Below are 12,600 nucleotides of genomic sequence, written 5' to 3'. Positions count from 1 at the left end.
GTGAATGGTAGTGATACTGGTGGTGACGTACTCGCGGGCGGCGCGGCAGGCGCTCCGGAACGCGTGTCGGGCACACGAGGACGCCGTCGTCCGTCGGTTCGGTCGGGTTGCGCTCCTGGAGGCGACGGCGTTCGGGGCGTTCCTCGGGTTGCGGTTGCGCGAACGCCACGGCGGTGACGTCCAGCTGGAGCGGACGATGCCGTTGAACGAGTTCGAGGACGCGTTCGCGGACGCTCGCGAGGCGGCGGTCGCGTACGAGGACCGGGAGTCGCCGTCGACGCCGTACGCGAAGTTCGCGGCGGGCCGGGACCTGCCGTCGAAGGAGCGGCTCCGCGAGCAGGAGCTGTGAGGGTCGCGTACGGGTCGGCGTCGTGGTCTGGGCCGGCGGTCGACGTGCGTGACGTGGCCGTGCCAGTGCGTGCGTTCGCGGCTGCGGTTCGCGCCAGCGGGTCGGTCGCGGTCGACGGCGACCGGGAGTTGCGGGTGGAGTGCGACCCGCCGGGGTGCGTCTTCGAGCACGTCGGCGTCGTGCGCGCCGGGACGACGGTCGACGTGCGGGCGGCGCTGGCGGCCGCGGCGCGGTCGCGCGACGTGGACGTCGAGGGTGCGTCCGCGCTGTCGGAGGCGAGGGCGTCGCTCGCCGCGGTCGAGGTTCCGGAGGTGGACGTGTCGGCGGCGCGCGAGCGGGTGGCGGCGGCGCGGGCGGCCGTCGAGGCGGTGTCGGCGGACGTGGCGGCGGCGCGCGGTGCGGTGCAGGCGCGCGAGGACTTGGACGCGGACGTGGACGTCGGCCGGGAGCGGTTGCGGGCGGCGGTGGCGGACGCGAGCGAGCGCGAGACCGAGCTGGTCGCGGCCGAGCAGGCGCTCGCCCGGGAGCGCGAGCGTGCTCGGGAGGCGCGGGACGCGCGCGACCGACGGTTGTCGTTGGCGGACCGCGTCGGACGGTTGGAGCGGGAGGTGCGCGCGAACCGCGTCGCGGCGACGTGGCCGGCGTTCCGCGAGGCGGTCGCGGCCGTTCCCGGCGGTGACCGAGACGAGGCGGGGGCGGAGCCGGGGTCGTTCGCGGGCGACGACGCGACCGCGGCGCTCGCAGTCGCGCGCGTCGCCGCGGTCGATGCGCCGGTGGTCGTCGGCGTCGACCGGTTCGACGACGTCGACGCCGCACGCCGCACGCTCGACGCGCCGGTCGTGCTCGCCGCGGACTGACCGGCGGTCGTTGCTCGCGGTCCCGCGACGCGGGCCGTACGCGAGCGCGTCGTCGTTTATCAGTGATGACGCGGCCAGGTCGGAGTATGGTCGACGTGAGTGTGCGGCGGTCGCGCCGGGACGGCGTGACGTTCGCGACGGTCGTCGTGGAGAACCGATCGAGTGAGCGCCGGCGCGTGCGGTTGGCGGTGGACTGCGAGGGCGCGCTCTGGCCGCCGCGGCGTCGTGGCGTGCCGGCGGCGGGGTGGGACGCCGACGGCGTGACGCTGACGGTCGCCGCGGGCGGCGTTCGCGGGGTCGGGTTCGCGACGCCCGCGTCGACGGTCGACGTCGAGTGCGTCGCGACGGAGCGCCGTGGTGGTGTCGACGCCACCGACCCTCTCCGCGCGGACTCGGGGGAGCGCGACGGCGCGGACGTCGACGGCGTGGTGCGGGCGCTCGGGTCGTTCGCGCCGCCGCTCGCCGCGACGCCGCGCGAGACCGCGGGCGAGCGGCCGGCAGGTGCCGGCGGGTGCTCGGGGAGCGTGGCGTCCTCGGACGACGACGGGTGGAGCGCGTGATCCTCGCGGTCGCGGGCGGGAAGGGCGGCGTGGGGAAGTCGACGGTGGCGCTGAACGTCGCGGACGCGCTGTCGGCTGTCGTCGTGGACGCGGACCTGGCGATGGCGGACCTCCCGGGCGGTCGCGGCCCGGACCTCCACGACGTCCTCGCGGGGCGGGCGAGCGCGCTGGAGGCGGTTCGGTCGGTCGCCGGCGTTCGCGTGCTCTCGTGCGGTCGGACGCTCGCGGGGGCGCGAGCGAGCGACGTTCGGCGACTTCGACCGGCGCTGCGGGCGGTCGAGCGCGAGTTCGGCGCGGTGGTCGTGGACTGTCCGGCGGGGATGGCGGCGGACGCGGGCGTGGCGGTCGCGGTCGCGGACCGCGTCGGCGTGGTCTGCGAGCCGACCGCGTTCGCCGTCCCGGCGGCGGTGCGGACGCGAGCGCTCGCTCGCGAGCTCGACGCCGGACTCGCGGGCGTCGTCGTGAACCGTGCGCCCGCCGACCTCGACGTCGCGCGGTTCTCGCGCGCGCTCGGCGCACCGGCGGTCGCCGTCCCCGACAGCGACGCCGTCGCGAGCGCGCAAGCCCGAGGACGTCCCGTCGCGCGCGACGCCCCCGACGCACCGGCCGTCGACGCGTTCGGGTCGGTCGCGCGGACGCTCGCGGACGGCGCGACCGACGGGCGAGCACGCCCCGAAGGCTGAACGGCCGCGGTCAGTCGTCCGCGGGCGCGGGTGAGACGCCGTCGCCGGCCGGTTCGTCGCATCGCTCGTCGAGCGCCTGGTACGTGTGGCGGACGGTGACCGGCGAGACGTCCGCGGCGTCGGCGGCGGCGGCCTGCGTGCAGTCGACGCCCGCCTCGGTCGCGGCGAGGTAGAGGCAGCCCGCGGCGACGCCGCTCGGGTTCTTCCCCGTGGCGAGCCCGGAGTCGACCGCGGTCGCGGCGAGGTCGGTCGCGCGCCCCTCGACGCGCTGGGGGAGCGAGAGGGCGTTCGCGTACCGCGGCAGGTACTCGCGGGGGTCGACCGGGCCGGTGGGGAGTCCGAGGTCGCGATTGAGGGCGTCGTACGCGACGCGGAGTTCGCGTTCGTCGGCGCGCGCGACCGCGGCGATCTCCTCGACGGTCCGGGAGAGAGACCGGACGCGACACGTGGCGTACACCGCTGCGGCGGCGAACCCCTCCAGCGACCGACCCTTGAGGAGGTCCTCGTTCTGCGCCGATTCGAAGAGCGTGCACGCGGACTCCTGGATGGACTCGGGGAGGGAGAGCGCGCCGACCACGCGGCGGACCTCGGTGAACGCGTACACCTGGTTCCGGTCGCGTTTCGTCGCGATGCGCGCTCTGGCGTGCTCGCGACGCATCCGCGCGACGCGACGGCGCTTCCGGCCCGTCAGGCGCGTATCGTTCCCGTGCCCGATGGTCGTGGAGAGTCCGCGGTCGTGCCGAGAGCGCGTCAGCGGCGCGCCCGTTCGCTTGCCGTCCGCGGGGCCGTCGTCGAAGCTCCGCCACTCGGGCCCGCGGTCGACGCGGTCGGCGCTGACCACGAGGCCGCAGTCGGTGCAGACGGACTCGTCGTCGCTCGGTCGAACGGCGCCATCGCACTCGGGGCAGACTGTCGTTCCCATACTCGAACGTTCGCCGCGAACCCTTACTTAACTGCAGGTGGTCGCGGGGCGAATCACCCTACTGCGACGCGTCGAACGTACCGGATTCCGGTACGTTCCTCGTCCGGACCGGCGTTAGATACGCTCACGTATGCGATGGTTTAAACCCCGATAGCGACGTACGTGCTGGCATGGGGTTGGCCGACATCGCGGCGGGACTGTCGACGACGACCGAGCAGGACGAGCGCGGCGTGGCGAGCGTCGACGCCACGGACGCCGTTCTGGGGGACGCGCTCGCGGAGTTCGCCGCGGCGTTGCCCTGCAAGCCCGTGGCCGCAGCAGCGGTCGCGGAGGCGTACGTCGGCGGTGCGGCGGTCGACGCCGCCGGCCACGACGCGGGCGTCGCGCCGATGACGGCCGCGAAGACGCTGCATCGACTCGGATTCGCGGGGCTGTCGCCGGTGAGCGCGACCGGCGAGCGCGTGCTCGAGGATCACCTCGCGGGCCGGGTGTCGCGAGCGGACGCTCGTGGATTGCTGTCGCTGTCGGACGCCGAGTTCGCGCTCGCGACGTACGTGGCGACCCACGACGCCATCGACGGGGCGCGCGACGTCGTCGAGGGCGCGCTCGCCGCGGAGCGGACGGCGAGCGTCGAGAAACGCGACGCGCTCGACGCGACGATGCCGGACGGCGAGAACCGGCCGTAGCACGCAGCGGTCGTCGCGAACGGTCGCCCGGTCGAGCGCGTCGACCTGGACGGCGGTTACTGGGGTCTCGAAGAGACGGTTATTCCGCGCCGAAGAAGCGGGTACTCCACCTGGAGAGTCGGTTATTCCGCGCCGAAGAGCCGAGCGGTAACGCCGGTCGGTTCGAGGTCGACGTCGAGTTCGACGTCGAACGCGCGCTCGGCGAGTGCGGCGACCGCGCTCGGGAACGCGCCGGTCGCGGTGTCGCTCACCGGGGTGTCGGTCGGGTCGACGACGTCGCTCTCGGGGACCGCGACCGCGGGGTCCGCGACGACGGGCGGGTCGTCGACGCGGTTCGCGACGACGAGGTCGCCGGGTGCGGCCGCGTCGAGGTCGCGGAGGCGGTCGCGGACGCGCGGGAGTGCGTCCGCGCCGCGGCGTCCGTCGGGGGCGACGACGGCGACGCGGTCGGTGGCGGTGACCGCGGCGACGTGCTGGTTCGCGGCGACCGGTGGGACGTCCACGAGGACGTGGTCGAAGGCGTCGGCTGTCTCGCGGACGACGGCGTCGAAGCGTTCGGCGGCGTCCGCGGTCTTCGCGTCGGCGAGTTCGGTGAACGACGCGCGGACGGGGCACGCGGCGACGCGGCCGGGTGCGTCCACGTCGAGGTCGACGAGCGACTCGCTCGGTGCGACCGCGTCGTCCGTGAGCAGTCGGGTCGCGTCGACGTCGACGTCGCCGGGGACGTACTGAGCGAGTCGTTGCGTGGCGAACGCGGCGTCGAAGACGGCGACGTCGCGGCCGTCGCGTGCGAGGACGGCGGCGGTCTCGACGACGAGTCGCGTCGCGCCCGCACCGCCGGTGGCGCCGACGACCGCGACCGAACGTGGCGTACTCATACCTCCAGTTCGGTCGCTTTCACTGATAAACCTCGTGAACGAAAGCGCGATTACGTGGCGTCGCCGGCGATGCGTGCGGCGATGTCGTCGAGTTCGTCGTCGTCGAGGTCGGGTCGGGCGCCGGCGATGGCGTGGATGGGGCCGCCGCCGTCGCCCTCGAACCGCGGGATGACGTGCCCGTGGACGTGCGGGACCTCCTGGCCGGCGGTCTCGCCGTTGTTGAACGCGACGTTCGACGCGTCGGCGTCCACGGCGTTCTCGACGACCGGCGTCAGGCGGTGGAGGGCGGCGAACACGCTCTCGCCGGCGTCCGCGGGGAGGTCGCCGAGCGTCTCGTGGTGCGTCTTCGGGATGACGAGCGTATGCCCGGGCGCGAGCGGGTTCGCATCGAGGAACGCGAGCACGTCGTCGTCCTCGTAGACGGTCCGGCTCGGGATGTCGCCCGCGACGATCTGACAGAAGATGCAGTCCTCGCTCATGTCCGTGTCGTCGTCCGGCGGCCGTATGAAGATTACCCGTAGCCGTCAGCGGTCGCTGGCGAGGTGACGGCAAGGCCATCCGGTACCAGCTCGTCCCGACGCCATCCCTTGGATATACAGCCAGAACGTTCCTAACCGTCCCGTCTGTCGGTCCGCTTACAGGGAATGGGTTCGAGCATCTTCGCCGACGAGTCGGGGGACGAGTCGGTGCGCGAGGAACGGGGGGACGGACGACCACCGTCGGTGTTCCGGCGGCGTCGCGACGACGAGGGCGGACGCGCGGACGATAGCGGCGAGACGACCGACGGCGACGAGCGAACCGACGACGACGCTCGACGGGAACCCGATGCCGGCGCTCGCCGGGCGTACGGGGACGACGACGAGTCGACGATGACGGTGTTCAGCGGCGACGAGGTCTACGAGGTCGTGGTCGACGACGCCGAGTGAGTGGCCGACGACGGACGAGGGACGTGGTCGGAAACGGGCGGTTCGTGGCACGTGACTGGAGACCCCCCGTCCGGAACGTTTATCATTCGACCGGGATTCGTCTGGAACCATGTCAGGGTGGTTATCGGTGAATGGACGCGTGGACGACACGGACGTGGACGAAGGGGCGGAGGTGGACGGCGACGTGGATGACCCGGAGCTGGGCGACGCGGACGAGGGGCGGCTCCGGACCGACGGCGGCACCGACGACGACGCCGCCGAGATCAAGCAGTTGCTCTCGGAGGGTGACGACGACGGCGGCCTCGCGGACGCCGTCACCGGCGAGGACGAGGACGACGAGTACGAGGGCGGGCCCGCGATGGACTTCGGGTTGAAGCTCGGTGCGCCGTTCGCGCTCGTCGCCGTCGGCCTGCTGTTCGTCGGCCCACAGCCCCTGCTCGAGTTCGACCCGACGGGGAGGTACGTCATCGACACGCTCGACGTCGGCGGCCCCGGGAACATCGTGTACATCTCCGCGGCGACGCTCGCGCTGTCGTTCCTCGCTGGATTACTGTACCCGTCGGTCGCCGACGACCTCGACGCCGACGACGACTTCAAGATGGACCTCGGCCTCGGGCTGTCGCTCCCGACCGTCGCCGTGATGGGCCTGGGCGTCCTCTTCTTCATGTTCTGGCCCGCCGTGTTCGCGCTCCTGAACGGCGCGCTCGTCGAAGCGCTCCTCACGGTGGTCGTGGCGGTCGTCCTCGTCGCGATCGCGGTCGCCGGCTCGGTCGTCACGCTCGTCGTCGCCGCCGTCGCGACGCTGTACTTCGTCGGCCCCGCCCTCGTCGGCTCGTACGTCGGCGGGTTCATCGGGGAGCGTATCGCGACCTGACGGCGACGGGTCGCGGTCGCCGCGCGCGGTCACCGACGAGCTCGTCGCCTGCGCGACAGGACGTGGAGACCGACGAGCATCGAGACCGCCGCGACGACGAACGAGAGACCAGTCGTCGCGAGACGCGAGACTCCGGCGAGGTCGGTCCCGAACCACGCCATCGCGGCGACGGTGGTCGCGACGACGACCACCGCGCTGGCCTCCTCCGTCGAGAACGACGACAGTGTCGCGTTCATACCAACCTTTCGTAGAGGAATCATATCAAGCCCAGTGGAGGTTCGCGTGGCGCTGCGGTCGTCCGGTCTCCGCCTGCAGGACCGAACCCACTTTAGTGACGGAGGGAGTTAGCGCGGATATGGAACGGTTCGAGGAGGTCGCGGACCAGTACGACCCCGACGCGGTCGAGGACCGCGTGTTCGAGCACTGGGACGCGGTCGACGCCTACGAGCAGACACGACGCCACCGCGAGGGCGAGGAGACGTTCTTCTTCGTCGACGGCCCGCCGTACACCTCGGGTGCGGCGCACATGGGGACGACGTGGAACAAGACCCTGAAGGACGCGTTCATCCGGTACTACACGATGCAGGGGTTCGACGTCACCGACCGTCCGGGCTACGACATGCACGGGCTCCCCATCGAGACGCGCGTCGAGGAGAACCTCGGGTTCGAGAACAAGAAGGACATCGAGGAGTTCGGCGTCGAGAACTTCATCGAGGAGTGCAAGGACTTCGCCGACGAGCAGCTCGAGGGGCTCCAGGAGGACTTCCAGAGCTTCGGCGTCTGGATGGACTGGGAGAACCCCTACAAGACCGTCGAGCCGGAGTACATGGAGGCGGCGTGGTTCGGGTTCGAGAAGGCCCACGAGCGCGGGCTCGTCGAGCAGGGCCAGCGGTCGATCAACCAGTGTCCGCGCTGCGAGACCGCGATCGCGAACAACGAGGTCGAGCGCCACGACGTCCACAAGCCGGCAATCTACGTGCGGTTCCCGCTGGTGGGCGAGGAGGGGAACCTCGTCGTCTGGACGACGACGCCGTGGACGATCCCCGCGAACACGTTCGTCGCCGTGGACCCCGACGGCGAGTACGCGAAGGTCCGCGCCGAGAAGGGCGGCGAGAGCGACGTGCTGTGGGTGTCGGCGAGCCAGGTCGAGGACGTCCTGTCGGCGGCCCGGTACGAGGACTACGAGGTCCTCGAGGAGCGCGACGCCGACGAGCTGGTCGGCATGGAGTACGAGCACCCGCTCGGCGAGGAGGTCCCCGACCACCCGCAGGGCGAGGGCGCCGGCCAAGTATACACCGCCGAGTACGCGGACGCCACGGACAGGTCCGGGATGGTGCACTCCGCGCCCGGGCACGGTGAGGAGGACTTCGAGCGCGGCCGCGAACTCGACCTGGAGATCTTCTGTCCGGTCGGGAGCGACGGCTGCTACGGCGACGGCGGCGGCAAGTACGCCGGGACGTTCGTGCGTGACGCGAACGCGGACGTCATCGCTGACCTCGACGAGAAGGGGTTCCTGCTCGCGCACGACGAGAACTACCTCGTCGAGGGCGAGGGGAAGTGCTGGCGCTGCGACACCGACATCGTCCGGCTCGTCACCGACCAGTGGTTCATCACGGTCAGCGACATCAAGGACGAGCTGCTGGCGAACATCGAGGACTCCGAGTGGCATCCGAGCGACGCTCGCGACAGTCGCTTCAAGGACTTCGTCGAAGGGTCCCCGGACTGGAACGTCTCCCGGCAGCGCTACTGGGGCATCCCCATCCCCATCTGGACGTGCGACGACGACGAGTGCGAGCACCTGAACGTCGTCGACACGCGCGAGACGCTCGCCGACCGCGTCCACCAGGACGTCGACCCGACGGCCGTGGACCTCCACAAGCCGACGGTGGACGACCTGACGATGGACTGCGCGGGCTGCGGCGCCGAGGCGACCCGCGTCCCGGACGTGTTCGACGTCTGGCTGGACTCGTCGGTGGCCTCGTGGGGGACGCTCGACTACCCCGAGGACGATTCGCAGTTCGACGAGCTGTGGCCCGCCGACCTCATCATGGAGGCCCACGACCAGACCCGCGGGTGGTTCTGGAGTCAGCTCGGCATGGGAACGGCGGCGTTCGGCGAGATTCCCTACGAGGAGGTGCTCATGCACGGGTGGGCGCTGATGCCCGACGGCCGCACGATGAGCAAGTCCAAGGGCATCCTCGTCGACCCGCAGGAGGTCATCGAGGACTACGGCGTCGACCCGATGCGGGCGTTCCTCCTCAGTCAGAACCCGCAGGGGAGCGACATGAAGTTCTCGTGGGACGGCATGGACAACGTCTCCCGGGACCTGAACATCCTCTGGAACGTCTTCCGGTTCCCGCTGCCGTACATGGAGATGGACGACTTCCGCCCGGGCGACGAGGACCTCGCGCAGCTCGACACGCGCCTCGTCGACGAGTGGGTACTCGCGCGCCTCCAGTCCGTGAAGCGCGAGATGACCGAACACTGGGAGGCGCGTCGGCCGGACAAGGCGCTGGACGCGCTCCTGTCGTTCGTCGTCGACGACGTGTCGCGGTTCTACGTGCAGGCGATCCGCGAGCGCGTGTGGGAGGAGGACGACAGCGAGAGCAAGCTCGCCGCCTACGCGACGACCTACGAGGTCCTCCACGAGGTCGTCGCGTTGCTCGCGCCGTACGCGCCGTTCGTCGCGGACGAGATGTACGGGACGCTCACGGGCGACAGCGGGTTCGATACCGTCCACATGCGCGACTGGCCCGCGGTCGAGGAGACGTGGGTGGACGCGGAACTCGAGGCGGACGTCGAGGCGCTGCGCGCGATGGAGGAGGCGGGTGCGAACGCGCGCCAGCAGGCCGACCGGAAGCTCCGCTGGCCGGTGACGCGCGTCGTCGTCGCGCCGAACGACGAGCGGACGTACGAGGCCGTCGACCGTCACGCGTCGCTGCTCGCGGAGCGGTTGAACGCGCGCGACGTCGAGCTCGTCGACCCGGACGAGCAGTGGGGCGAGCTCGCGTACTCCGCTCGCGCGGACATGAGCGAGCTCGGGCCGGCGTTCGGCGACCGCGCGGGCGAGGTCATGCAGGCGCTGAACGACGCGCGGCTCGACGCGAAGGACCTCGACGCGCTCCGTGACGTCGTCGGCGAACCCGACCTCGGCGAGTCGATGGTGTCGTTCGAGTCGGAGACGCCCGAGAGCGTCGCCGGGTCGACGTTCGAGGTCGAGGGCGACACGAGAGGCGTCGTGTACGTCGACACGACGCTCACCGAGGACATCGAGAGCGAGGGGTACGCGCGGGAGGTCATCCGGCGCGTCCAGGAGATGCGCAAGGACCTCGAGTTGGACGTCGACGAGCAGGTGCGCCTGCACGTCGAGATCTCCGACGACCGCATCGCGGACCTGGTCGACCGGCACCGCGACCTCGTCGCCGAGGAGACCCGCGCGACGTTCGACGCGGACGTCGACGGCACGACCCGCGAGTGGGACGTCGAGGGAACGACGGTCACTATCGCGCTCGACCCGGTCGCCGAAGCCGAGGCCTGACCCGGCCGACCAGTCGAGGCAGTCGCCGACGCCGGACCCGGTCGACCCGCTGGGGCCGACGGCGACGGGCGAGCGGTGGCGGGTCGGGACAAGAGTCTTCTCCGGACCGACCGAACGACGGGTGTGTTCCGTCGGCTCGCGCTCGTCGTCGTCCTCGTCGTCTCGCTCCCAGCGGTCGCAACCGCCGGTGTCGGTGCGCCCGCGTCGCCGCAGTCCGTCGATTCGCGAGCCGCTACGCCCGTGTCGCCACAGTCCGTCGACGCGCGAACCGGTGACGTCGGTCAGTCCGCGGCCGACTCCGTCGAGCCCCGGGCGAGTGCGTCGGAGGTCGGTGCCGCTTCTGCGGGCGCGTCTGCGGAGACCATCCGGCGCGTCGTCGAACTGTCGTTGACGCCCGACGAGCCGGGGTCGGTGCGGGCGGTGGTGCGGTACGACGTCCCGTCGGCGGTGACGCGCCTCGAGATGTCGGTCGGCGAGGACTCGACGGTCGTGGCGGCCGACGGCTTCGAGCGGGAGGGCGACGGGACGTACGCGTGGACGGAGTCCACGTCGACGCCGACGCTCGAGTTGCGCGTGGACGCGAACCAGACGTCGGGCGGCCGTCGCGCCGTCTCCGACGGAGCCCGCGGTCTCGCGGCGGCCACCCGCGCGGGCGGTGACGGGACGGCGAGCGACGACGGGTACGTGTTCGTGGACGCCGGGTCGTGGGCGCTCGTCCAGGTGCCGCGCGTCGGGACGCGCTGGCGGTGGACGGGCGCCGACGACGTCGGACTGGAGAAGGAGGCGGTCGTCGACGGGCCGGGCGCGACCGGCGGCGAGATGGCGTACCTCGGTCCCGTCGAGCGGTACGCCGCCGACGGACGAGATGAGCGCTTCGAGCTCGTCGTCCCCGAGCGCGCCGAGTTGAACGCGACGCCGGACGCGGTCCTCGGATCGCTCGTCGCGGCGAGCGAGGCCCTCCGCGTCGACGCGCGAAGCGAGTCGGTGTTCGTCGTCGCCGCGCCCGACGACGTCGACTGGGAGGTCGCCGGCCTCCAGTACGGCGAGGACGACGCGTGGGTGCTCGCCGGGTCGCCCGTCGAGTCACCGGACAGCGTGTGGCTCCACGAGTACGTCCATACGCGCCAGGCGTTCGAAACGAGCGACAGCGGCCGGTGGGTGACGGAGGCGACCGCGGACTACTACGCGGCGTTGCTCGCGTACGAGCAGGGACTGGCGAGCTACGGGGCGTTCCGCGAGCAGCTGGCGCGCGGCCAGCGCGACCGGTACGACGACGACGTCCTGGCGTTCCCGCAGACGTGGAGCGGCGGCGCGAACTACCTGAAGGGCGCGCTCGCGACCGGCGCCGTCGACCTGGCCGTGCGCGAGTCCACGAACTCGTCCGCGTCGTTCCAGACGGTGTTCCGGGCGCTGAACGAGCGCGACGGGGCGGTGTCGAACGACGTGATACTCGACGCGGTCGGGGACGCCGGCGGCGGCGACGTCCGCGAGTACGCGGCGGCGTTGACCCGGAGCGACCGGACCGCGGAGACGTGGGACGCGGGCACGCACGAGCGGTACTTCGGCGTGCAACCGCCCGTGTTCGACGTCTCGGTGCCGGTGGACGGCGTCGCGGCGTCCGGGTCGTACGGCGAGCGGACGCTCGGGCGGACGCGAGCGACGGTCGTCACCGGGGAGACGCTCTCCGTGACGGCGACGGTGGCGAACGTCGGCTGGCGGGCCGGCACGTACGCGACCGAGATGCGCGTCGACGGCGAGCGCGTCGCGGCCCGCGACGGCGAGCTCGCCGCGGGGGCGTCGACGACGGTCACGTTCGAACGGGCGTTCGACGCGCCGGGCACGTACCGGGTGCGCGTCGGCGGTCGGACGCTCACCGTCGAGGTCGTCCGACCGCCGTCACCGACCGTCGAGGACGTCTCGGTGCCGACGACGGTCGCGGCCGGCGACCAGGTGACGTTGTCGTTCTCGGTGCGGAACGACGCGCCCGTACCGGGGCGCGTGGTCGTCCCGGTGACGCTCGACGGCGAGGTGCTCGCGAACGAGACCGTGGTCGTGCCCGCGGAGTCGAGCGTCAAGCGGACGTACGCCGTGTCGTTCGCCGACCCCGGCGAGCGCGTCGTCAGCGTCCGCGACACGACCGTAACCGTCCAGGTGACGGGGACGGCGGCCACGGCCACGTCCGAACCCGGGAACGCGAGTGCGACCGAGCCGTCGCTCCCCGTTCCCGGCTTCGGTGCGAGCGCCGCACTCGCCGCGCTTGCGGCGCTCGCGGGGGCTGCCGTCGGTCGAGCGCGCGGCTAGCTCCGCGTTCGCCCTCGCGCCGGCCG

The 12,600-nt window shown here is 72.2% G+C and carries 13 protein-coding genes; 9 read left to right on the top strand and 4 right to left on the bottom strand.

The window, feature by feature from the left end; translation table 11 throughout:
* Positions 1 to 10 precede the first annotated feature (10 nt).
* The 4 genes from SM754_RS01145 to SM754_RS01130 all read left to right on the top strand — a co-directional run bounded on the left by SM754_RS01145 (position 11) and on the right by SM754_RS01130 (position 2,449).
* Complete coding sequence (locus SM754_RS01145) at positions 11 to 349, top strand: DUF7855 family protein (RefSeq protein ID WP_323674381.1); 339 nt, start codon at positions 11 to 13, stop codon at positions 347 to 349.
* The gene (locus SM754_RS01140; RefSeq protein WP_501993724.1) at positions 346 to 1,206 is read left to right on the top strand and encodes a DUF7856 family protein; all 861 of its coding nucleotides are present in this window, start codon (positions 346 to 348) and stop codon (positions 1,204 to 1,206) included. Before SM754_RS01145 ends, SM754_RS01140 begins: the two co-directional genes overlap by 4 nt.
* A gap of 86 nt (positions 1,207 to 1,292) precedes the next feature.
* Positions 1,293 to 1,766 (top strand): DUF7857 domain-containing protein, encoded by a 474-nt coding sequence (locus SM754_RS01135; protein WP_323674379.1) that lies wholly within the window; start codon positions 1,293 to 1,295, stop codon positions 1,764 to 1,766.
* Positions 1,763 to 2,449: a P-loop NTPase gene (locus SM754_RS01130; RefSeq protein WP_501993743.1), complete on the top strand. Its 687-nt coding sequence runs from the start codon at positions 1,763 to 1,765 to the stop codon at positions 2,447 to 2,449. Before SM754_RS01135 ends, SM754_RS01130 begins: the two co-directional genes overlap by 4 nt.
* A gap of 10 nt (positions 2,450 to 2,459) precedes the next feature.
* On the opposite strand, the gene SM754_RS01125 is transcribed toward SM754_RS01130, so the two are convergent.
* Positions 2,460 to 3,371, bottom strand: coding sequence for a transcription initiation factor IIB (locus SM754_RS01125; protein ID WP_323674377.1), 912 nt, complete (start codon positions 3,369 to 3,371; stop codon positions 2,460 to 2,462).
* Between the two features lie 170 nt (positions 3,372 to 3,541).
* On the opposite strand from SM754_RS01125, the gene SM754_RS01120 reads away from it, so the two are divergent.
* Positions 3,542 to 4,057, top strand: a complete 516-nt coding sequence (locus SM754_RS01120; RefSeq protein ID WP_323674376.1) for a DUF7858 family protein — start codon at positions 3,542 to 3,544, stop codon at positions 4,055 to 4,057.
* A gap of 122 nt (positions 4,058 to 4,179) precedes the next feature.
* Here SM754_RS01120 and SM754_RS01115 read toward each other — a convergent pair whose 3' ends face one another.
* Positions 4,180 to 4,935 carry a P-loop NTPase family protein gene (locus SM754_RS01115; protein WP_323674375.1) on the bottom strand — a complete coding sequence of 252 codons (756 nt, stop codon included), beginning with the start codon at positions 4,933 to 4,935 and terminating at the stop codon, positions 4,180 to 4,182.
* 50 nt (positions 4,936 to 4,985) lie between these two features.
* Positions 4,986 to 5,414: an HIT family protein gene (locus SM754_RS01110; RefSeq protein ID WP_323674374.1), complete on the bottom strand. Its 429-nt coding sequence runs from the start codon at positions 5,412 to 5,414 to the stop codon at positions 4,986 to 4,988.
* A 165-nt stretch (positions 5,415 to 5,579) separates the two neighbouring features.
* On the opposite strand from SM754_RS01110, the gene SM754_RS01105 reads away from it, so the two are divergent.
* Positions 5,580 to 5,861 (top strand): hypothetical protein, encoded by a 282-nt coding sequence (locus SM754_RS01105; protein WP_323674373.1) that lies wholly within the window; start codon positions 5,580 to 5,582, stop codon positions 5,859 to 5,861.
* Positions 5,862 to 5,970: 109 nt separating this feature from the next.
* Positions 5,971 to 6,735: a hypothetical protein gene (locus SM754_RS01100; RefSeq protein WP_323674372.1), complete on the top strand. Its 765-nt coding sequence runs from the start codon at positions 5,971 to 5,973 to the stop codon at positions 6,733 to 6,735.
* Positions 6,736 to 6,764: 29 nt separating this feature from the next.
* Here the strand turns inward: SM754_RS01100 and SM754_RS01095 are convergent, their stop codons facing one another.
* Entirely contained in the window at positions 6,765 to 6,971 is a 207-nt protein-coding gene (locus SM754_RS01095; protein WP_323674371.1) for a hypothetical protein, read from the bottom strand.
* 119 nt (positions 6,972 to 7,090) lie between these two features.
* On the opposite strand from SM754_RS01095, the gene ileS reads away from it, so the two are divergent.
* Together ileS and SM754_RS01085 are read left to right on the top strand one after the other, a co-directional pair.
* The gene (ileS, locus tag SM754_RS01090) at positions 7,091 to 10,273 is read left to right on the top strand and encodes an isoleucine--tRNA ligase (RefSeq protein WP_323674370.1); all 3,183 of its coding nucleotides are present in this window, start codon (positions 7,091 to 7,093) and stop codon (positions 10,271 to 10,273) included.
* A 123-nt stretch (positions 10,274 to 10,396) separates the two neighbouring features.
* Positions 10,397 to 12,574 (top strand): CARDB domain-containing protein, encoded by a 2,178-nt coding sequence (locus tag SM754_RS01085; RefSeq protein WP_323674369.1) that lies wholly within the window; start codon positions 10,397 to 10,399, stop codon positions 12,572 to 12,574.
* The last annotated feature ends 26 nt before the right edge of the window (positions 12,575 to 12,600 follow it).

Source organism: Halorubellus amylolyticus, from assembly GCF_034808145.1.
Classification (GTDB): domain Archaea; phylum Halobacteriota; class Halobacteria; order Halobacteriales; family Natrialbaceae; genus Halorubellus.
This window is presented reverse-complemented; position numbering and strand designations above follow the sequence as displayed.